Annotated in this window: 17 protein-coding genes and 1 pseudogene; 8 read left to right on the forward strand and 10 right to left on the reverse strand. The window is 57.5% G+C overall.

Going from position 1 to position 21,972, the window contains the following annotated elements; all coding sequences use genetic code 11:
* Positions 1-277: 277 nt before the first annotated feature.
* Positions 278-5,242 carry a leucine-rich repeat domain-containing protein gene (locus D109_RS0104700; RefSeq protein ID WP_017475896.1) on the forward strand — a complete coding sequence of 1,655 codons (4,965 nt, stop codon included), beginning with the start codon at positions 278-280 and terminating at the stop codon, positions 5,240-5,242.
* Here D109_RS0104700 and D109_RS0104705 read toward each other — a convergent pair.
* From D109_RS0104705 to acs, 7 genes are all read right to left on the reverse strand, one after another.
* A complete protein-coding gene (locus tag D109_RS0104705) occupies positions 5,239-6,219 on the reverse strand; it encodes a GlxA family transcriptional regulator (protein ID WP_003214334.1) in 981 nt (326 codons plus the stop codon). The genes D109_RS0104700 and D109_RS0104705 overlap by 4 nt on opposite strands.
* A 248-nt stretch (positions 6,220-6,467) precedes the next feature.
* Positions 6,468-7,232, reverse strand: a complete 765-nt coding sequence (locus tag D109_RS0104710; RefSeq protein WP_003214336.1) for an ABC transporter ATP-binding protein — start codon at positions 7,230-7,232, stop codon at positions 6,468-6,470.
* A 27-nt stretch (positions 7,233-7,259) separates the two neighbouring features.
* Positions 7,260-8,372 (reverse strand): succinylglutamate desuccinylase/aspartoacylase family protein, encoded by a 1,113-nt coding sequence (locus tag D109_RS0104715; protein WP_017475897.1) that lies wholly within the window; start codon positions 8,370-8,372, stop codon positions 7,260-7,262.
* A 1-nt stretch (position 8,373) separates the two neighbouring features.
* A complete protein-coding gene (locus D109_RS0104720) occupies positions 8,374-9,072 on the reverse strand; it encodes an ABC transporter permease (RefSeq protein ID WP_017475898.1) in 699 nt (232 codons plus the stop codon).
* Positions 9,069-9,758, reverse strand: coding sequence for an ABC transporter permease (locus D109_RS0104725; protein ID WP_003214341.1), 690 nt, complete (start codon positions 9,756-9,758; stop codon positions 9,069-9,071). The genes D109_RS0104720 and D109_RS0104725 overlap by 4 nt, the downstream gene beginning before the upstream one ends.
* 91 nt (positions 9,759-9,849) lie before the next feature.
* Positions 9,850-10,635 (reverse strand): ABC transporter substrate-binding protein, encoded by a 786-nt coding sequence (locus D109_RS0104730; protein WP_017475899.1) that lies wholly within the window; start codon positions 10,633-10,635, stop codon positions 9,850-9,852.
* Positions 10,636-11,302: 667 nt separating this feature from the next.
* Positions 11,303-13,258 (reverse strand): acetate--CoA ligase, encoded by a 1,956-nt coding sequence (gene acs, locus D109_RS0104735; protein WP_003214346.1) that lies wholly within the window; start codon positions 13,256-13,258, stop codon positions 11,303-11,305.
* Positions 13,259-13,652: 394 nt separating this feature from the next.
* On the opposite strand from acs, the gene D109_RS0104740 reads away from it, so the two are divergent.
* The 7 genes and pseudogenes from D109_RS0104740 (at position 13,653) to D109_RS0104775 (ending at position 19,925) form a co-directional block, all read left to right on the forward strand.
* Positions 13,653-13,922, forward strand: a complete 270-nt coding sequence (locus D109_RS0104740) for a DUF2790 domain-containing protein (protein ID WP_026077783.1) — start codon at positions 13,653-13,655, stop codon at positions 13,920-13,922.
* A 745-nt stretch (positions 13,923-14,667) separates the two neighbouring features.
* A pseudogene (locus D109_RS01000000131705) lies at positions 14,668-15,643 on the forward strand (ribonucleotide-diphosphate reductase subunit beta).
* Positions 15,644-15,815: 172 nt separating this feature from the next.
* Positions 15,816-16,799 carry a ParA family protein gene (locus tag D109_RS1000000132545; protein WP_081585317.1) on the forward strand — a complete coding sequence of 328 codons (984 nt, stop codon included), beginning with the start codon at positions 15,816-15,818 and terminating at the stop codon, positions 16,797-16,799.
* Entirely contained in the window at positions 16,799-17,485 is a 687-nt protein-coding gene (locus tag D109_RS0104755) for a hypothetical protein (protein ID WP_017475902.1), read from the forward strand. The genes D109_RS1000000132545 and D109_RS0104755 overlap by 1 nt, the downstream gene beginning before the upstream one ends.
* A gap of 378 nt (positions 17,486-17,863) precedes the next feature.
* Positions 17,864-18,394, forward strand: coding sequence for a Bro-N domain-containing protein (locus D109_RS0104765; RefSeq protein WP_017475904.1), 531 nt, complete (start codon positions 17,864-17,866; stop codon positions 18,392-18,394).
* A gap of 99 nt (positions 18,395-18,493) precedes the next feature.
* A complete protein-coding gene (locus D109_RS1000000132550; RefSeq protein ID WP_081585318.1) occupies positions 18,494-19,249 on the forward strand; it encodes an HNH endonuclease in 756 nt (251 codons plus the stop codon).
* A gap of 34 nt (positions 19,250-19,283) precedes the next feature.
* Positions 19,284-19,925: an HAD-IB family hydrolase gene (locus D109_RS0104775; RefSeq protein ID WP_017475906.1), complete on the forward strand. Its 642-nt coding sequence runs from the start codon at positions 19,284-19,286 to the stop codon at positions 19,923-19,925.
* A 41-nt stretch (positions 19,926-19,966) separates the two neighbouring features.
* On the opposite strand, the gene D109_RS0104780 is transcribed toward D109_RS0104775, so the two are convergent.
* The 3 genes from D109_RS0104780 to D109_RS0104790 all read right to left on the reverse strand — a co-directional run bounded on the left by D109_RS0104780 (position 19,967) and on the right by D109_RS0104790 (position 21,847).
* Positions 19,967-20,371 (reverse strand): type II toxin-antitoxin system VapC family toxin, encoded by a 405-nt coding sequence (locus tag D109_RS0104780; protein WP_026077784.1) that lies wholly within the window; start codon positions 20,369-20,371, stop codon positions 19,967-19,969.
* Positions 20,364-20,603 (reverse strand): type II toxin-antitoxin system VapB family antitoxin, encoded by a 240-nt coding sequence (gene vapB / locus D109_RS0104785; protein ID WP_008432930.1) that lies wholly within the window; start codon positions 20,601-20,603, stop codon positions 20,364-20,366. Before vapB ends, D109_RS0104780 begins: the two co-directional genes overlap by 8 nt.
* A gap of 284 nt (positions 20,604-20,887) precedes the next feature.
* Positions 20,888-21,847 carry a LysR family transcriptional regulator gene (locus tag D109_RS0104790; RefSeq protein ID WP_017475908.1) on the reverse strand — a complete coding sequence of 320 codons (960 nt, stop codon included), beginning with the start codon at positions 21,845-21,847 and terminating at the stop codon, positions 20,888-20,890.
* Between the last annotated feature and the right edge of the window lie 125 nt (positions 21,848-21,972).

The following is a 21,972-nucleotide window of genomic DNA, read 5'->3' on the forward strand; positions in this document are numbered from 1 at the left end:
AGGAACGCCTGCCTGAAACTGGCGGGCGATGCAGGGATTGTAAGGACAGTTTTCAGCGCGGCCTTGCCGCCAAGCGACAACTTCTTATAGCGCCAACCCGCGATTTTCGCGGGTTTACGCCAATGCGACAAATAGCATCGCAATGGCGCAGTTTAAACCGCGCGGCCCTCTGTGCGGCAGGGGCACGCGCAATTGATTTATGCGCAACTATCTACTGCCAATCCCCCTCGCCGCCCTGTTGTGCTGTCGGCTTACTCCGCGCAACAGGAAAAGCGCCATGCCCGACACCTTGAACCCTGCCGATGCCCAGCATCCCGACAGCCATTATCAACCACTGCAACAGGCTATCGCGCCTTGGCTGCTGGCCGCCACGGCCGCCCGGCGCGAGGCCTTGAGCGCCAGTTCGCCCCATGTCAAACCCTGGTACCGCAGCACCACGGCCGAGCAACGCCAACAATGGCGCGCGCTCAACGCCAGCCACTGGCATGCACAAAACCAGGTCGATCAACGCCTGACGGCGCTGCAGGATGTGCAGGCGTTCGCCGAGCCGTTACTGAAAGCAGCCCTGAAAGATCAGTTCGGGTTGGAGCTGAACGTGAAGACCACGTTCCTGCGCCTGTACATCCCGGCCACCATCCCCTGGTTCCCGATCAAGAGCGGCGCCGCACGCACCTGGACCCTGTCGTTGCTGGAGGCGGCGCTGCATAACTTCGAAGCCGACGAGCGCTTTGAAGCGTCCTCCGACTACATCAGCCAACCCGACGCCCAAGGCCAGTCAACGCCGCTGCCCGGCATCCAGGCCACACTACCGATCCAGCGCTTCACCCAGCTGTGCCGCACGCTGGATATCGGCGCCCGCTACCAGCGCTACCTCGAAGAGAACCTGGGCCTGAGCGACGCCGTCGTTGCTGCCGTGCTCCAGACGCAGGTCAGCGCCAGCCAACGGGCCGCCCTGGACACCGCGCTGCAACTGGCGTTGATGAAAAACGATATCCCCCCCGCCGCGCACCAGGCGCTGCAACGGTTGCTCGATGGCCAACCCGGCGCGAGCCTGGGCGGCAAACCGCTGCGTGGCCATGACGTGCGGATGATGAACGCCCAACTGACCGGTCCCGTGCTGTTCGCGCCGGACCTTGAACGCCAGCAGGCCATCGTCCCGGTGATCGCTTACGTGCCGGACGACCCCGAGCATCCGATCAAGCACTACCCTTCCAGCGCCGCGTTCATGACAGAACTGACCCGGCAACTGCGCAGCCACGACTATCAGCAATTTTTCAGCCGCTTCGTAAACCACGAGGATCGCGGGCATTTTTTCGCCAACCTCAACAGCCGCCTGAGCCACATCACCTGGCACCCTCATACGCCCGGCGACCCGCTGCCCAGTTGGCGCGACACACCCAGGGACCGCCCCAACCTGCAGCTCAGCGCCGTGGCGATCCCCGGCGCACTGGCCAACCATCGCTACCAACGGGCGCTCGACAAAATCCTCAATGACGCAAAGGTGATCGCCGTGTCCACCGCCCGCGTCGACCAGAAAGCCCGCTGGGCGCTGTGGGATTCATTGCAGCAGATCGCCTCGACCCTGCTCAACATCGCCGCGATGGTGGTCGCGCCCTTCGTGCCGGTACTGGGGGAAGCGATGCTGGCTTATATGGCCTACCAGTTGCTGGATGAAACCTTCGAAGGGGTGGTTGATTGGGCACAGGGCCGCACCCGCGAGGCGTTCGAGCACCTGATGGGCACGGTCCAGGCGCTGATTCAACTGGGTACTTTCGGGGCCGGCGGTACGATTGCCGCCAGCGAACTTCGGGCACTGATGGCGCCCCCCGCGAAAACCTTTATCGACGGCTTCAAGCCAGTCCCGATGGCTGACGGCAAAACCCGGTATTGGCAGCCCGACCTGCGCCCCTACCAACGCCAGGCAGCCCTGCCGGAGCAGTCAAAAGCGGATGAGCAAGGCATCTACCACCATCAGGACCAGGCCGTGATCACGGTCGACCGGCAGCCGTTCACCCTGAATAAGGCGCCCGGTCGCGAGCACTACAGCTTGCTTCACCCCACCCGCCCCGAGGCCTACCAGCCACGGGTCTGGCATAACGGCACGGGGGCCTGGCATACCGAGCTGGACCAACCGTTGTATTGGGACGCCACCACCTTGATGCGCCGCCTCGGCCACAGCGTGGAGGGCTTCAGCCCGACACGGCTGGAACAGATCCGCAGCGTCAGCCATATCCCGGAAAACACCCTGCGCCAGTTGCATGTACAGCGCCAGCCCACCCCGGCCGTGCTGGCCGATACCGTGCAACGCTTTCGGATTGATGAGGAGCTGGCGACCTTTATCCGCCAGATGAACAGCGACGACCCGGGCCAATACGGCAAGGCCGATGCCCTTACCCAATTGCAGTTGCTTGGCCGCCCCGAGCTGTGGCCCGACACCAAGGCCCTGCAAGTGGTCGATAGCCAGGGCCAGGTCTTTTGGCAATACGCCAGCCAGGACGCGCTGCCGGCGGTGCGCATCAGCCAGGCCCAACTGAACAATGGCGAACTGCTGGAGACTGCCCTGCGGGCATTGGAGGAAGACGAAATCAAGCCGATGCTGGGGGAGGAATTCGGCCAGCCGCCCAAGGCGTTTGCTCCGCGGCTGCACACCCTGCGCAAAAAAATTGCGGCGGCGGCCCAGGCACGGCGCAGTAACCTGTTCGACACGCGCTATCAATCGCTCAACCGCCCGCAGACCGCTGATGGCCAGCGCCTGATGGACGAGCACAAGGCATTGCCGGGGTGCGTCGCCGATGAACTGACCCGCCAGGCCACGGCCCAGGAACGCCGCGAACTGAACGCTGGCAAACTGCCCAGGAGCCTGGAGGACCTGGCCCGCTGGACCGCCCAGGAAGTCCGCCTGAACCGCGCCTATGAAGGCCTGTACCTGGAATCGAGCGACAACCCCGACACCCGCACCCTGGCCCTGCATTCCCTGCCCAGGCTGCCCGGCTGGTCCGGCAGGGTGCGCCTGGAAGTGCATGAGCATGCATTCAACGGCACCGTCAGCCAGCGCATCGGCACCGGCAACGGCAATGCCCTCAAGGTACTGGTGCACGAAGACGGCCTCTATCAGGCCTATGACAGCCAGGGCCGGCACCTGCATGGCGAAACCGACCTCTACACCGCCATCCTGCAAGCCCTGCCGGATACCGAGCGCAACCGGCTCAACCTGCACATCCGCCAAGGCACGCAGTTGCGCGAAGCCCTCAGCCAGGTGGCGCTGCCTGGCGAGCGACTGTTGCCGGTCCTGGAGCACTTTCCACGCCGGCGCCCCACCTCTGGCAAACAACCACGCCTGCTCGACGGCATGGACGGCTACCCACTGCCCGACCATCCGGCACCTGTGCCAGGCACACCGCCGACCGTGCTGCAGCGCACCCAGGCGCTGTACCCCGGCTTCACTCACGCGCAGAACGTGGCGCTGCTGCGCCAGCTCAACCAATTGCCCGGCGGCGCCTTGCCAGGCCTGGCAAGGCTGGAGCAAGAGTACGCGCAGTTGGAGACGCAACTGCTGCAGTGGCACATCCAGACACCTTACTTGCACCCGCAAACGGGTGTGCAATTGACAGTGCAAGCGTTCAGCGAACAATTGCAGAACCGCCTCGACCTGAGCAACGAAATCAAACGCTGCTGGCGCCGGGAAACCCCGATGGACACGCATTATGGCGATGAGCGTGACGGCTACATCCTGGCCAATGACAACCCGATCATGGGCCACCTGCCCCGCCTGGAGGCAGATTTCTCCCATGTCTCGGCCCTGTCACTGACAGGCGATGAGAGCACCCTGGGCGCCCACGCGTTCTGTGCCAGCTTTCGCAATGTGCGTCACCTGGAGTTGCGCAACATCCCCCTCGGTACGTTGCCCGAAGGGCTGGAGAGCATGCCGCGCCTGACCGAGCTGGTATTGAGCAACGCCAACATACGCCTGAGCGCCGAGAGCCTGGCAACCCTCACATCGCTGTCGCGCCTGGAATCCCTGGACCTTTATGCCAACCCGCTGGGCCTGGTGCCCAACGTCGAAGGAATGCCGGACCTGCGCTACCTCGACCTGGCGGCCACCGGCATCGAGCACTTGCCGGCGGGCGTACTCACCCGCCCGCACCTGCAAACCGCCGTGCTCAATAACAATCGCATTACCGCGTTGCCCGACGCGCTTTTCGCGCTGCCAGACCTGACCAGCGAAGCCTTCGACTTCGGGAACAATCCTTTCCCGGAAGCCGTGATCAACCGTATAAAAAGCCACTTTCAGCGCACAGGTGAACGCTGGGATGCCTCAGCTCCGAGCGTTGATATCGAGCGACTCAAGGCGCTGTACCCCACCTTTACCACCCCGGAATGCAACCGCTTCCTCTATGGCATGCCGGGTAGCCTGCAAGAGAGCCGGGTGGAATTGACGCGCATGGAAGCCGAGTACGAAAAACTCCAGGCGGACCTCGAGGAGTGGCGCATTGATGCCCCCCACCGACACCCGACCCAGAACACCCTCTTGAGCCAGCAGCAACGCGCTGAAGAACAGGCCAGGCGGTTTGGTTTCAAAAACCTGATGGAGCAGTGCTGGCGCCGGGAAACCCCGATCGATAGCTTCGACGACGGCCCCACCGCTGCCCACGAACTGCGCTATGAGGTGACCCTGCTGGGCGACCTGCCTGCGCTCACGGCCAATTTCGACCATGTGTCAATGCTCTCGCTTTACGCTCAAAACGCCACGTCAAAAATAGAACCCTTCCTCGAGCGCTTCCGCCGACTGCGAAGCCTCTCCGTCCAGGGCTACCCGTTGGGCAACGTTCCGGAGCCGATCTTCCGCATGCCTCGGCTCAAAGAACTGATCCTGCCCCAATGCACTCTCCGGCTGACGGCCAGCACAGCGGAGCAGCTCGCCGGCCTTGAACAGCTGACCTACCTGGACCTGAGCGATAACCCGCTGGGCATCACACCGCGACTCACCAACATGCGGCACTTGAAGATCCTCGACCTGCAAAACACCGGCATCCGCCACGTGCCCCCCGGGCTGTTCAGCTTGCGCGAACTGACCATCGCAGACTTGAGCAACAACGCTATCCGCCATATCGGTACCGGCATTTTTGAAGTGCCTGCGGATATCTTCCACGCACTGGACTGGGGCGGTAACCCGCTGTCGCCGCAGAGCAGCTCCCTCCTCAGGCGCTATCGGCAACGCATGGGTGTGCAGATAGAAAGTTAACCGCGCTCGGACGGCACCGACGACAACTCGAACGGGCTGCTGCTGCGCCGCTGGTTGCGGTCTTCACGAGGAGTGGCGCCAAAGAAGTTGCGGTAGGCGCTGGAGAAGTGCGGCCCCGAGGAGAAGCCGCAGGACAGGCCGATCTGGATGATCGACTTGCTGGTTTGCATGAGCATCTGGCGGGCCTTGTTCAGGCGCAGTTCCAGGTAGTACTGGCTGGGGACGCGATTGAGGTATTGCTTGAAGATCCGCTCGAGCTGTCGTCGGGATACGCACACATGCTGGGCGATTTCGTCGGTGGTCAGCGGCTCTTCGATGTTGGCTTCCATCAGCAACACGGCCTGGGTCAGCTTTGGATGGCTGGAACCCAGGCGATTTTGCAACGGGATGCGCTGGCGCTCGCCGCCTTCGCGGATGCGCTCTACCACCAGTTCTTCCGAGACGGCGCCGGCCAGCTCAGCGCCGTGGTCACGGGCCAGTACTGCCAGCAGCAGGTCGAGTACCGACATGCCACCGCAGGCGGTCAGGCGGTCACGGTCCCAGTCGAACAAATGACTGGTGGCGATGACCTTGGGGAAACGCTCGGCGAAATCGTCCTGCCAGCGCCAGTGCACGGCAGCGCGATAGCCGTCGAGCAGACCGAGTTGGGCCAGCGGGTACACGCCGGCCGACAGACCGCCAATCACGCAACCGGCGCGCACCAGTTGCTTGAGGGCGGTGCTGAGCTGGGAGGCGATGACGGTCGGTGGCTCATCTGCCAGCAGGAACAACTTTTGAAAGCCTTCCAGCTTGCCGGCCCAGGGTTCACCCGGCAGCTGCCAGGCACCGTCGATTGGCGGTTCGGCCTGCAAAAACGAGAGTTCGTACACCACGTCCGGATGCACCCGCTGAGCAACGCGCAAGGCCTCCTCAGCCAGCGCAAGCGTCAGTGCTTTAGTGCTGGGCCAAATCAGGAAACCAATTCGATGGGCAGTCATGGAGTGCTATCCGAAGCGAGTAACAGTAATGAAGACAAAGGCCAATGCTAGCCCGTAAACCGACACAAATCTCTAAAGCTGGTGAAGATCCAAATGTGGGAGCGGGCTTGCTCGCGAATGCGGTGGATCAGTCACCGAATGTATCAACTGATACACCGCATTCGCGAGCAAGCCCGCTCCCACAGGGGATTGGGGCAACCTCAGGATTGTGAAGCTTGCACTAATTCAGTGCATAAAAGCAGTCCTGATTACTTCAAGCTGCCGGAAAGAAACTGCTGCAAACGCTCGGACTGTGGGTTGACCAGCACTTCGCGCGGGTTGCCACGTTCTTCAACGATGCCTTTGTGCAGAAACACCAGTTGGTTGGAGACTTCACGGGCAAAGCCCATTTCGTGGGTCACCACCACCATGGTCCGGCCTTCCTGGGCCAGGTCCTGCATCACCTTGAGCACTTCGCCCACCAGCTCCGGGTCCAGCGCCGAGGTGGGTTCGTCGAACAGCATCACTTCAGGCTCCATCGCCAGGGCCCGGGCAATCGCCACGCGCTGCTGCTCGCCACCGGACATGTGGCCAGGGAACGCATCCTTACGATGGCCCACACCCACTTTAGCCAGGTAGTGCTCGGCCTTTTCCCGGGCGTCTTTTTTCGACATGCCCAGCACGTGCACCGGCGCTTCCATGACGTTTTCCAGCGCGGTCATGTGGGACCACAGGTTGAAGTGCTGGAACACCATCGACAGTCGCGAACGCATGCGTTGCAGCTGTTTCGGGTCTGCAGCCTTCATGGCGCCGTCTTTGTTGGCCACCAGTTTCAGCTCTTCGTTATTGAGCAGAATCTTGCCGGCGTGGGGTTGCTCCAGCAGGTTGATGCAGCGCAAAAAGGTACTTTTGCCCGAGCCACTGGACCCGATGATGCTGATCACATCACCGGCCGCGGCGGCCAGGGACACACCTTTGAGCACTTCATGACTGCCATAGCGTTTATGCAGGTCTTGGACTTCAAGTTTGTACATGCGGTCGGTTCTCACAAAAACAGTTGGTCAGTCGTTGAGCAAGCGCCCGTGCCGCAGCGCTTCGCGCCCCGCCACCTTGGCCAGCCAGAAACCCGCTTGGGCATAACGTAGCCGTTCAACGGCAAACAACACCCCAGGCGTGCCCGCGCAAACAATGCTCACGCAGTCGGACAAGGGATCGATCACTTCAAATATCGGGTCGCCGGCTTCCACCACATCCCCGGCTTTACGCAGGTAACTGATCACGCCGGCGTGAGGCGCGAACAACAACTCGGTGCCTTCAAAGGGCAGGCCTTCGCAGGGTTCGTGCTGCGGCGCGGGCCATTCACCACGGATCAGGCCTTGCTCGGCGAGGAACGCCAGGATGCCTTCGGCGTGGAAAATCGCTTCGTCACGGCCGGTATCGGCCTGGCCGCCCAACTCCAATGTCGTCGCCAGGCACGCCAATGGAATCTGCGCCTCGGGGAACGCCCGGGACAGACGCAGCCACGGCAGCGAACAGGCTTCGTCAAACGAACTGCCGCCGGAATCTTCCGCCAGCAGGCCGACCTTCACATTCAGGTGCGCCGACAGCGAACGCCACTGCGGCCAGTGTTGCGGCAGCGCGTACATGTGCAGCGCGGCCTCGGCATCGCAATGCAGGTCGAGGACCACGTCGGCGGTGCAGGCATGGCTCAGCAACACCCGCTGCATGCCTTGCAGCTGGCTGCTCGGCGCGGGCAAGGCGTTGAGCGCATCGGTCATGGCCTGGCGGATCATGCGCACGTTGGCGTGGGGATCATCCCCCAGCTTGCCATTGAGCAACTCGGCAACCGGCTCGCTCAACTCGACGAAATCACGGTTGAAATTCTTGCCGCTGCCGATCTCGAAACGGCCCTGGTGACTGCCTTGCAGCAACTGCCCCAGGCCCATCGGATTGGCGACGGGAACCAGCTCGATCACGCCGTTGAGGGCGCCTTGCTGTTCCAGTTCCGTCAGGCGCTTTTTCAGCTCCCAGGCGGCGCGCATGCCGGGCAATTCATCAGCGTGGAGGCTGGCCTGGATATAAGCCTTGCGCTCGCCGCTGCCGAAACGGAACACCGTCAGTTGGCGTTCGCAGCCCAGGTGACCCCAGGGCAACAGGTGATCGATACGTTCCATATCAATGCTTCCGTGGAGCCAGGTAGCTCAACCAGCGGCCTTCGGCCAACTTGAACAGGCGCACCAGGATGAAGGTCAGGCACAGGTAGAACGCACCCGCCGTGATATAGGCTTCGAACGGCAAGTAGTACTGGGCGTTCACCGTGCGTGCGGCACCGGTGATGTCGATCAGGGTGACGATGGAGGCCAGGCTCGTGGTCTGCAGCATCATGATCACTTCGTTGCTGTACTGCGGCAGCGCCCGGCGCAGGGCCGATGGCAGCAGGATCCGGCGATACAGCTTGTAGCGCGACATGCCCATGGCCTTGGCCGCTTCGATCTCGCCATGGGGCGTAGCCTTGAGGCTGCCGGCGATGATTTCGGCGGTGTAGGCGCTGGTGTTGACGGCAAACGCCAGGCAGGCGCAGAAGGTCGCGCTGGACAGCAGCGGCCATAGGAAGCTTTCCCGCACCGCTTCAAACTGGGCCAGCCCGTAGTAGATCAAGAACAGCTGCACCAGCATCGGCGTGCCGCGAATCACATAGGTGTACAGCCAGGCCACACCGTTGGCGATCGGCTGCTTGGACACGCGCATCAGGCCCAGGGGCAAGGCCGCGAGCAAGCCGAAGAACAGCGAAATGGCCAGCAGTTTCAGGGTGGTCAGCAAGCCGCCGAGGTACAGCGGCATGGCCTCCCAGATGACGTTGTAGTCGAAGATCATAGATCAGCCGCCTTTACGCCTACCGAGTAGCGCTTCTCAAGATGACGCAGGGCCAGCAACGACACGCTGGTGATCACCAGGTACATCGCCGCCACTGCGAGGAAGAAGGTAAAAGGTTCGCGGGTGGCGTCTGCCGCCTGCTTGGCCTTGAACATCATGTCTTGCAGGCCCACCACCGAAATCAGTGCGGTGGCCTTGGTCAGTACCAGCCAGTTGTTGGTAAACCCGGGGATCGCCAGCCGAATCATCTGCGGCACCATCACCCGGAAAAACACCTGGAACGGGCTCATGCCATACGCCAGGCCGGCTTCGGCCTGGCCCTTGGGAATGGCCATGAAGGCGCCACGGAAGGTTTCCGAAAGGTAGGCGCCAAAGATGAAACCCAGGGTGCCGATACCGGCGGCCAAGGGGTTCAAGTCAATGTAGTCGTTGTAGCCGAGCAACGGCGCAACGCGGTTAAGCAGGTCCTGACCGCCGTAGAAAATCAGCAGGATCAGCACCAGGTCGGGGATCCCGCGGATCACCGTGGAGTACAGGTCGCCCAGCCAGGCCAACCAGCGCACCGGCGAGAGGCGCAACGCGACCCCGATCAGACCCAGAACAATGGCCAAGGCCATGGACGACAAGGCGAGCTGAAGCGTCAACCATGCGCCATCGAGGATGACAGCCCCGTAGCCTTTCAACATGATTCAGGTCCTCGAAAAGGGGGATGAAAAAATGGCGCAAACTTCAGAGATCCTGGTGCTTGCGCCATTCTGGACAGACAGCTGCGACGGTTTACTTGGCTTCTGGGCCGTAAATGTCGAAGTTGAAGTACTTGTCCTGGATTGCCTTGTACTTGCCGTTGGCACGGATCGCGGCGATTGCAGCGTTGATGCGGTCCAGGTTTTCCTTGTCGCCTTTACGTACCGCGATGCCGATGCCGTCGCCGAAGTACTTGGCGTCGGTGAAAGCCGGGCCGGTGAACGCGTAGCCTTTACCGGCTGGCGTGTCGAGGAAGCCTTCCTGCAACAGGGTAGCGTCGGCCACGGTGCCATCAAGGCGACCGGCTTCTACGTCCAGGTAGATTTCGTTCTGCGAGCTGTAAGGAACAATGGTGGCGCCTTTGGGAGCCAGCACTTCCTTGGCGAAACGGTCGTGGATCGAACCGCGCTGCACGCCGATTTTCTTGCCTTTCAGTTCGTCCAGGCTGTCGCTGACGGCAGTGCCTTCCTTCAATACCAGACGAGCTGGGGTCAGGTAGTAGCGGTTGGTGAAGTCCACGGACTTCTTGCGGTCTTCAGTGATGGACATCGAGGACAGGATGGCGTCGATCTTGCGCACTTTCAGCGCCGGGATCAGGCCGTCGAATTCCTGCTCGACCCAGGTGCACTTGACCTGCATCTGCTCGCACAGGGCGTTGCCGATGTCGTAGTCGAAACCGACGATGCTGCCGTCCGGTGCCTTGGAGGCGAACGGAGGGTAAGCCGCTTCAATACCAATCTTCAGTGGCTTGCCTTCGGCGAAAGCCTGCATGGACAGCACGGACAGCGCCAGGGCGCCCAACAGCACGAGTTTCTTCATCTTGGGACTCCATCGGTATAGGGCAAAACAGCAGTATGAGCCAGGGCCCACGATGCGAATGAGTGAAACCGAATAGCGGTGCTGCGTCCTGCGCCAGTTCAGCATCGGCGACGACGAGCGAGTGATCGGCATTCTAACGACAGGCCGGAAGCCGATATTTCCTCAATGCGACAACAATTTACAGAAGCACCGAGAAAGCGGTTCCAGCACATTGACAGCCTCTGGATTTTATGCAGAGGCAAAAGATATTAAACCTGTTAACGCTGCAAGTTGCGGGCCTATTATTCGCAAACCCTTCTAGCACGGCAAGTGTAGCGTTTGATCTAATTTTTCAGGGCGTCTAAAACGCGGGTTTTCGGGGCAACGGCGTAGCACTTTGCCTCATGTTTGGGCGTGGGGTTACACATTTACGGTGCTCGGTAACATTCAGAAACTTCCTACGAGCAAAACCGATATTTATTGGTCTCGTGGAAGGAACCCGATCACCTGTGGGAGCTGGCTTGCCTGCGATAGCGCTTTATCAGTGCCAAGCAGGTTGACTGGCCCACCGCCATCGCAGGCAAGCCAGCTCCCACATTAATCCGGTCTTGGCAGTGACATTTGTGGCGCCTCACAAAAAAGCCCCACCCGGCTTATGCCGAATGGGGCTTTGTCCCACAAACCCGCCTTACGCGACGTTCATGGTCTTGTGCGTCTCGATCAGATGCGCCACCACACTCGGATCCGCCAGGGTGGAGATATCCCCCAACCCGTCGTATTCAGCGGTGGCAATCTTGCGCAGGATCCGGCGCATGATTTTCCCCGAACGGGTCTTCGGCAAGCCCGGTGCCCACTGGATCACATCGGGTGAAGCAATCGGCCCGATCTCTTTACGCACCCAGTTTTTCAGTTCCAGGCGCAACGCTTCATTCGGCTCTTCGCCGTTTTTCAGCGTGACATACACATAGATGCCCTGGCCCTTGATGTCGTGGGGCACACCCACCACTGCCGCTTCCGCGACTTTCGGGTGGGCAACCATGGCGCTTTCAATCTCGGCGGTGCCCATACGGTGGCCGGACACGTTCAACACGTCGTCCACCCGACCAGTGATCCAGTAGTAGCCATCCTCGTCACGACGCGCACCGTCGCCGGTGAAGTACATGCCACGGAAGGTCTTGAAGTAGGTGTCCACAAAGCGGTCATGGTCGCCATACAGGGTACGTGCCTGGCCCGGCCACGAATCCAGAATCACCAGGTTACCCTCGGCCACGCCTTCAATCAGGTTGCCCAGGTTATCCACCAGCGCCGGCACCACGCCAAAGAACGGGCGTGCCGCCGAACCTGGTTTGAGCGCATGGGCGCCCGGCAGCGGGCTCATCATGTTGCCGCCGGTTTCGGTCTGCCACCAGGTGTCCACGATCGGGCAACGGGATTGGCCGACGTTCTTGTAGTACCAGTCCCACGCTTCCGGGTTAATCGGCTCACCCACCGAACCCAGCAGGCGCAAGCTGCTGCCATCGGCGCCTTCGCAGGCGGCGGTGCCGGAAGCCATCATGGCGCGGATCGCGGTCGGTGCGGTGTAGAGGATGTTCACTTTGTGCTTGTCGACGATCTTCGCCACCCGGGTAATGTCCGGATAGTTCGGCACGCCTTCGAACATCAGCGTGGTCGCGCCGTTGGCCAGTGGGCCATAGACGATATAGGTGTGGCCGGTGACCCAGCCGACGTCAGCGGTGCACCAGTAGATTTCCCCCGGGCGGTAGTCGAATACGCGCTCGTGGGTCAGGGCTGCGTACAACAGGTAGCCGCCGGTGGTGTGCTGCACACCCTTCGGCTTGCCGGTGGAGCCGGAGGTGTAAAGGATGAACAGGGCTTCTTCGGCGCCCATCTCTTTCGGCGCACACACGGTGCCCGCCACTTTCATCAGGTCTTCGTACCAGATGTCGCGATGCTGGTTCCACTTGATGTTGCCGCCGGTGCGCTTGCACACGATGACTTTCTGGATGCTGCTGGTTTCCGGGTTGGTCAGGGCGTCGTCGACGTTGGCCTTCAGGGAAATTTTCTTGCCTGCACGAATGCCTTCGTCGGCGGTGATCACCACCTTGGATTTGCAGTCGATGATCCGACCGGCCAGGGCCTCTGGCGAGAACCCGCCAAACACCACCGAGTGAATCGCACCGATCCGGGCACAGGCCAGCATGGCGACCGCGGCTTCGGGAATCATCGGCATATAGATAGTCACCACGTCGCCGCGGTGCACATCCTGGCCGCGCAGGGCGTTGGCGAACTTGCAGACTTCTTCGTGCAGCTCGCGGTAGGTGATGGTGCGGCTTTCGGCAGGGTCGTCGCCCTCCCAGATGATTGCTGGCTGGTCGCCACGCTCGGCGAGGTGGCGGTCCAGGCAGTTGTAGGAAACGTTGAGGGTGCCGTCGGCAAACCATTTGATGTCGACATGGTGATCGTCGAAGGAGGTTTGCTTCACCGTGGTGAAAGGCTTGATCCAGTCAAGGCGCTTGGCTTGCTCGCGCCAGAAACCGTCGGGGTTGACCACCGACTGCTGGTACATGGCCTTGTAGGTCGCCTCATCGGTCAGCGTGTTGGCTGCTACTTCGGGGCGAACGGGGTACAGAGAAGCCGCACTCATCTTTCTTACCTCGGTGACATAGTTGTTGTTGTATGGCCCTGTTGTAGCCGGGCCGGCCCTATAGAACCATTCGACGATGGTAGTAACAAGCCCCTACAAATTGCCCACCTATCCCCCGGCGGCGCTCTGGCCCGTGGCCTGTGGCGCTTTGCAGGTTTCTGAAAAAACCTTCATTTCGGGATTGTTACAAAAACCACCAATAGTGTTTATCAAAAGCACGGGTATATGAATATAACTCGGACGCCTAAAATCAACCTCGCCATCAAGGCACTGTGATTAACAACGTAACAGCCCCCACGAAGGCAACGTTAATCCGAACTTCCCAATCAAGTTTCACACGTGGCCTCACAAGGGCCCCGTGACCCCTTTCGACCGCCAAAAGGTAAATAGTCAAATGAAAGCGTTATTAGTTATGGCCCTTAGCAGCTTGTGCGCCACCGCCGCCCTGGCCGACGAAGCCCCGACTGACGTAGCCAGCCAGAGCACCCCGATTGTTGAGGATTACACTTACAGCACCCACCTGGACGTCGCCAAAGTAGTGTCCATGAGTGAAGTCCCGGATGTATGCAACGTTGTCCCGGTAAAAATGGAATATGAAGACTCACAAGGTCAGCGTCATATTCTTCAATATCAGGTCATGGGTAACGGTTGCTCTAACGGATAACAACTTCGTTAGTTTGAACTGAACCTGATCTTATTCGCCGCAAGAAATCGTTCTTGCGGCAAAGAGCCGGCCCGACCATCGCCCCGCTTCACCCCCTCGAAAAAAATCCTACCGCTCGTCCCTCCAGCCAACCCCAACAAACCCGCGCTCTGGCTCGAAAAGCAGGCTTTTTGTCTGCGATCCGTGGCCATCCGCCGCAACACAAAGCCGAATTTTTCCCTATAATGCGCGGGTAAATCGGGCCTGCAATATCCCTTTACACTGGGATGAAGAGCCAGACCTGAGGCCCCCGCTGGAGCTCGCAAGCACTGCTCCGCCCCTCAAGCCTCAAGCAGAACACCCGTAACCCTGATTCCGTTTAATGCGTGCGTTAGCTGCAACAAACGATTCCTTAAGATCCACCGCGGCCTTTGGGCCGTGTGAACACCCCACCATCCGGTTTCACACGGGCACCTTAGAGCCCTCACGCAGGAGACGACACGTCATGCTGAGCTGGGACGAGTTCGACAAAGAAGAAGACGGCGAAGTAGTTGCCAAAGGCGCCAACGCCGGCCACGCCACCGAAGCCAACATGGACCGCCTCGACGGCGCCGGCGCTGCCGCCGCCCTTGAAGCCCGCAATGTGACCGCCAGCGACTCCGCCGCGATCATCCGCGCCAAGGCCGCCCTTGACAAACTCGACGTCGCCGAAGGCCTCGCCGAGCTCGAAGGGTCCGCCGCCCGCGTCGCCGTTGACGAAAAACGCATGATCAACTGCCGCGCCGATCTCAACCAACTCGTGCCTTTCAAGTACGACTGGGCCTGGCAGAAATACCTCGACGGCTGCGCCAACCACTGGATGCCGCAAGAGGTCAACATGACCGCCGACATCGCCTGTGGAAAAACCCGAAGGCCTGACCGACGACGACGTCGCATCGTGATGCGCAACCTCGGCTTCTTCTCCACGCGATCTGGTTGCAACAACCTGGTACTGGCGTTACCGCCTGATCACCAACCCGGAGTGCCGCCAGTACATCCTGCGCCAGGCCTTCGAAGAAGCGATCCACACCCACGCCTACCAGTACTGCATCGAATCGTTGGCCATGGATGAAGGCGAGATCTTCAACATGTACCACGAGATTCCATCGGTCGCCAAAAAGGCTGCCTGGGGCTTGAAGTACACCCGTTCGATCTCCGATCCGAAGTTCGAAACCGGTACCGTCGAGACCGACAAAGAGCTGCTGCGAACCTGGTCGCGTACTACTGCGTCTGGAAGGCATCTTCTTCTACTGCGGCTTCACCCAGATCCTGTCCATGGGCCGTCGCAACAAAATGACCGGCGTGGCCGAGCAGTTCCATACATCCTACGGGATGAGTCGATGCACCTGAACTTCGGTATCGATGTGATCAACCAGATCAAAATCGAAAACCCGCACTTGTGGGATGCCGAGATGAAGGAAGAAGCGACCCAGATGATCCTGCAAGGGACTCAGCTGGAGATCGAATACGCGCGCGACACCATGCCGCGCGGCGTATTGGGCATGAACGCGGCGATGATGGAGGACTACCTCAAGTTCATCGCTAACCGTCGCCTGTCGCAGATTGGGTTGAAGGAAGAGTATCCAGGGACGACTAACCCGTTCCCGTGGATGAGCGAGATCATGGACTTGAAGAAAGAGAAGAATTTCTTTGAGACTCGTGTGATCGAGTATCAGACTGGCGGCGCGCTGAGCTGGGATTGATGATAGCCAAATGACATGATATAAACGCTTACCTACATGGATGTTGGGACGCGTTTAAAAGCCCCGCACATGCGGGGCTTTTCATTTCAAGGAGCTAAAAATTGGCTAGAGCTAAACGACTGTCTAAACCTGAGACGAAGACCCTTACGTTTTACAACAACAAGGGAGGCGTATCCAAAACAACTACGCTTTCAATGTAGGTGCCTACTTATCTAAAACGGGAAAAAAAGTCTTATTTATCGATGCTGATTCCCAGTGCAACCTTACAGAATTATTCTTTGCTAACGATACCGAGTATTTCGACGACCCCTCAAAGAAATTACCCGGCGACTCAATACTTGATGTATTCCGCCCCCGTCTAGACGGTGCCGCTGCGAGAATAAACGTACAAAACGTCAACCTCGCAGAATCCAATATCTACCCAAACCTCTTCCTTATAAGAGGCGATATAGAGTTCAGTGCGCAAGCAGAGCCATATTTTGGCACTTCAATAAATCAAGCAATCACTACAAACATAAATGAAAAAAACACCTACATTAGCTTTCGACGCCTAATAAAAGATCTTGGACAACACCTCGATCTAGACTACATTCTAATTGACTTAGGACCTAGCACAGGTGCCATTACTAGACTGGCATTTCTCGCATCTGATAGATTCATAATCCCCGTAACACCAGATCGATTCTGCTACCTAGGCATCAATACGCTACCAAAGTTGATCGAGGATTGGATTAAGCATGACAAAGTCATACTGAGCACTTTAGAACCATACGGAATAGAGAGCGATTACGGCTCTCCTGAGTTTTGCGGACTAATAAACCAAAACTTTCAAGTCCATAAGTCCTTAATTAAAGAATCATATCAAAAGTGGTCAAAAAAAATAAAAACCGAGATAAAATCTAAACTAATGGGTTCTAGCATAATTCGAATAAAGCAAAATTTAGGCGATCCAATAATTTGTTCTATTGAAAACCTGGGGCAACTGGTACCGGTATCTCAGATGCTTGGAAAAGCAATTTTTGACCTAACTCAAGCAGATTCAGCTTTGGCATCAAAAAGCGGCATACAATTTTACGGAAGTGTATGGGAGCCTTGGGAGAAGAAAATCAAAGCTTACCGCGCGGAAATCCAAAAAATCACAGAGGCTATTGAGTAATGGCCTACTCTTACTTCGCCTTCTTAGATGTTATGGGTTACAGATACTATTTAAAAAAAGACGAACTAGAGGGCACAGAGGTATTTAAAGAGAAGTTAATAACATCCTATAGAGCATTCGAGCAAATAGACCTTGCAACGCTTCACCACAAGAGCATATCAGATTCCATATTCATGAGTTCTGCAACAGACATCGTTGGCTTTCTTAGGGCAACAAAAGATGTTTACCTAAGATTTTTAGAAAATGGCCTCCTGATACGTGGCGGTATAGCGTATAACAAGCACTTTGAAAATCAACATATAACTTATAGTCATGCGCTAACTGATGCATATAATCTCGAATCCTCAAAGTCACTTTTCCCAAGAATATTAATTCACAAATCAGTATTAGAAAAGCTGAAAAACGAAAGCCAAGGAGAAGCTCAAAGCCAAGAGCTCTCCCAACTAATTCAGGACAATCTTATAATAAGATGCGGGGAGCACTACCAGCTTCACATTGTAGACGACCGTAATTGGCCGGAAGTATACGAAAATGCAAAATCGGTTTATAAAGCCAACGAAACAACTATAAATGAAGATCCTAAGCTATTTGAGTATCATATGTGGCTTCACAACTACATCTTCCACTTTAAACCTAAACGCAGTAAAAAACTGAAATACATAGAGCACTTTGAATTCTTAAGCTAAATTGCCAGCATCAAAATTCAAATAACGATAGAACGTGTGTATTGACCATACATCCCGTTCTGCCTATCCTGCTGCCGGTGCCTAAGAAACACCTCACACAGCGGCCTGACCGCACCCGACAGTAGCGGCTTTTTTGTGCCTACGGTTTCCCCGTGGGCATCGAAAATCTCTGTTATGCCGGGAGTGGGCTAATACAAGACCCGAAAGGGGAATATGTCCGGCCCTCTGTGTGGGGTTTCTTAACTCCCGGCACCCAGCCCTAAGAAAGCTGACATCACACAGAGGTAATGGAAATGCCTAGAATTTTCACCTTCCTCGCGAAGGCTATCTACTACGTAAGCGCCACCCTCCAAGCGCCTCCGATCAAGGAGGTGGACCATGCATGATCCTTTCGCTCCTACTGTCTTCATCCGTCAAAACCTCTCTCTGCACGCCCTCCTTCTTGAAAACCAACCATGGTTCTGCGCTCGCGATCTTGGGCGTTTGATGGGGTGGTATCTGGATGAGCGAACGACTCGCAAGCTCGATGAAGATCAACGAAAAACCATAAAACTACTGTTCCACGGTCAGCCGGAAGAAATGCTGATGATCAGCGAGTCCGGTGCTTACGCTTTGCTGGTCTATCACTACACTCCGGGGAATCGCCTACTGCGTAGCTGGCTTACTCATGAAGTCGTTCCGATTTTGCGCGACGACCGCCAACCAAGAACGGTGGAGCGGCCTCTGCAGAGCATGTTGGATTGGCCTGATATGTCGTTAAATCTGCTGCACTGGCAAGATGAGGGCTGGATACGGCTTCGGGATATGCCGCATATGTTGGTGAATCCCACCTACCGAAAGGCGTCAGCAAGGACTCCGTGGTGGCGAAAGTTCACTCAGGCGCTCCGAATGAGGCAGCGAACTTCCTGATATTGGCGACACCACAATCCCAGTGAGCCGTAGGAAATTTCATAGACGTAATAATGGCCACTCAGTATCGTCCGAGGGTTTTCTACCCTCGGCGGCTGTATGGACACACAAAAAGGCAATATCGGATGGACCGATGAGGAGCTTGAAGCTTCCGTCGACGCTTATCTAAAAATGTTAAAGCTGGAGAACGCTGGCCAGCCGTTTAAAAAGTCAGCGGAGCACGAGCTTTTGCTGGCTGGTGCTCTGAGCGCTCGTTCCAAAGCGTCGGTCGATTACCGTATGCGCAATATTTCTGCCGTGGTTGAGACGCTGAATCAAAAGCCGATTACTGGCTACACTGCTGCACATAATGTCGGCTCGAGAATAGTTTCTCGTATTCGTCGAATGCTCGCAGAGCGGGGAATCGTTGAATCTGAAGACAATGCCCCAACGTTTGATGAAGAGACACTTGAGTGGCGTGCGGCAAAGCTTCAAAGCAAACCCATCAAGACTAAACCTGAAGGCATCGCAATGCCGCAACAGGTCAGCACCACCAGCACATCCTACGTACGCGATCCGGTGGTGCGGGCGTGGGTACGTCAGCAGGCGGAAGGCAAATGCGAAGGTTGCGGCTCGGATGCCCCATTTAAGCTAGATAACGGTCAGCCATTTCTCGAAGTACATCACGTCAGGCACCTCGCCCAGAAGGGTTCGGATTGCACTAGCAATGCTGTAGCCTTGTGTCCCAATTGCCATCAGCGTTGTCACCGGTCGAGTGACCGGGATGCTTTTACCGAAGGGCTTTACTCGAAAATCGGAAGATTGATACGAGAGCAAAATCCTGAGGTCACAGCAAATGCACCTTCCAAAAAATAGTAGATAGGACCGAGACCCGCCCGTGAACCCAGACATGCTCGAATCCGGCCCCTTGGATGCCAAAGTACTCTCCGTCTTTGACTTCGACGGCACCCTGACCCACCACGACAGCTTCGTGCCGTTCCTGAAGTTCGCCTTTGGTAAAGGCGAGTTCATGCGCAGGATGGTGAAGCTGGCGGTGCCTGGCGCGCAATTTCTGTTGCGGGTCATTAGCCGTGATGAGCTCAAGGCGCAGTTGATCCGCACCTTTATGACCGGCGTGGACAAGGCGTGGGTTCAGCAGAAAGCTGAAGCGTACTGCCAGGCGTATTGGAACAAGTTGATGCGCCCAACCGGGCTGCAATCGGTGGCCGATGAGGTGAAGTCCGGGGCGGTGGTGACGCTGTGTTCGGCGTCGCCGGCGTTGGTGTTGCAGCCGTTTGCGGATCGGCTTGGGATCCGGTTGATTGGTACTGAGCTTGAGGTGGTGGACGGGGTGTTGACGGGCAAGCTCACAGGGAATAATTGCCGGTGTGAGAATAAGGTGCTTCGGCTTGAGGCGGTTTATGGGGATCTGGGGGAGTATCGGCTCAGGGCCTGGGGTGATACGCGCGGGGATCGGGAGTTGTTGGCGGCGGCGCAGGATGCGCATTTTCGGCATTTTCATGCGAAGAAGAAACGAATCAAGCAACGCTGAATCACCTGGACGATCTATCTGTGTGCCCTGGATTGACCGCCCTAGGCGGCGATCCAGTTTTCCACGATCAAGCCATTCACTCGCTTGAACTCACCTTCGTTGTTTGTCACCAAGACCAATCCTGAGCTTCTGGCGTGGCCCGCAATGTGCAGGTCATTTACGCCGATTGGAGTGCCCTTCTTTTCGAGATCGGAACGGATCGAGCCGTAGTGAAAAGCGGCCTTGTCATCGTAGTGAATGACGTCAAGCCGGGAGATGAAGTCCTCCACCGCTCGAGTATTTTTCTCAACAAACTGGCTCTTTTCGGCACCGTGCATCAATTCTGCAAGGGTGATCGAAGAGATCACCATACGCCCTACATTCGCATTGAATTTTTCCAGTATTTCCATAGGCCGACGCTTGATGATGTAGATCACGATGTTCGTATCAAGCATGTACTTAATCATCAAAGGACTCTCGCTCTTGCTGGGTTTGGTCGGCGCGCTCCTCCATAAAGTCATCAGATACCGATTCGCTTGCAAGGAAAAAGCTGTCCCACGTGTTTTCAACCGGCGAAATAATCAGTTCGCGCCCCACGGCACGCACCTCGACAGTTTTCACCCCGGCGGGAAAACGCATGTCAGCAGGGATGCGGATATTTTGTGTACGGTTGTTGGTGAAGATCGTTCCAGTAGACATAAGGAACACCTCTCTAGGCTTGGAAAGACAGGTAAGAATGATAGTTTGCAGATGCTCTATTGCATAGCTCTATAGCAGCTACCCGACGAGCGTAGCCGAACAGGTAGCTGTTGGTAGCGGCGCAGGAAGCGCATTTTCATGCGAAGAAGAAGTTGGGCAAGTTGCGGCGGTGATGCGGGTGGATAGGGGCTGCGGGTAGACCGAGTTGATCCCATCGCAGCCTCGCTGGGGCTCGACAGCTCCCACAGGGGATCTCTGTAGGTTCTAAGGGTGGTGGGAGTTCGTTAGATTGGCGCTTTGAGATCCACGCCTAGTGCCGTTGCGAAGGCTTTGACCAGCGGGCTTCGTGGGGCGTTGTGGCGCAGGATGAGGTTGAACGGTGTGCTCAGGTGGATCTGCTCCGGGCATAACACGCGCAGGCGCCCTTCCCTCACCAGCGGCGCGGCGTAGTGTTCCGGGAGGAAGCCCAGGAAGCGGCCGGTGAGGATGAGGATGGCGACGGCTTCTACCTGGGAGGCCGAGGCGGACTGGCTGTCGTAGCTGACGAAGTTGGCCTTGTCGCTGTGGATCGCGTAACGATGGTTGACCACTTCGTGCTGGCGCAACACATCTGCGTTGATGTCACTCGCTTCAAACAGCGGATGTCCGACGGCGCAGTACGCGTGGGACCTTTCTTCGTACAGCGGGAAATAATCGAATTCTTCCCGCCGCTGGTACACCGGGACGATGCCGACAATCAGCCGCCCTTCCACCACGCCCCGTTCAACTTCGTCCAATTGCGAGGCATGTAGGCGTAATCTTATTTTTGGCGCTTCTGTATGTAATTTTCCCAGTGCTTTAATCAGCGGCGAATTAACGTCAGAGACGGTGTTATCAATAACACCCACACTAAGGTCGCCAATCAGTTCGTTCTGTGCCGAACTAAGCTTGTCTCTGAAACTGTCTACCGAGGCAAATAATTCAATGGACGCTTGATAGACTAATTTGCCTTCTTCGGTCAGGCCAAATCCTTCGCGCCCTCGCGTACACAGACGCATGCCGATGCGAATTTCCAGGTCGGAAATCTGTTTGCTGATTGCCGCCAGGCCCACGTTCAGCTCATTCTGCGCCGCGCTGAAGCCGCCCGCTTCGACCACAGCCTTGAACACCCGCAGCAATTTGAAGTCCAGGCCGCTGAGTTGCAGGGGCGGTCTTGTGCCGGGTTTGGGCGGTATGTTTCCAGAATTGGAAAGTGGGGTTTCCATAATACGTGTTGACCTCAAGTGCCATATTCAACAGGCTTTGACCTACTCCATGAACATCGCCGGGCGGCAATAATGAACATACTTAACCGCCCTTGGCAACCTTGAATATAGCGGGTTGAACAGCT

The sequence above is a fragment of the Pseudomonas sp. PAMC 26793 genome (assembly GCF_000313235.1).
Lineage (GTDB): Bacteria > Pseudomonadota > Gammaproteobacteria > Pseudomonadales > Pseudomonadaceae > Aquipseudomonas > Aquipseudomonas yamanorum.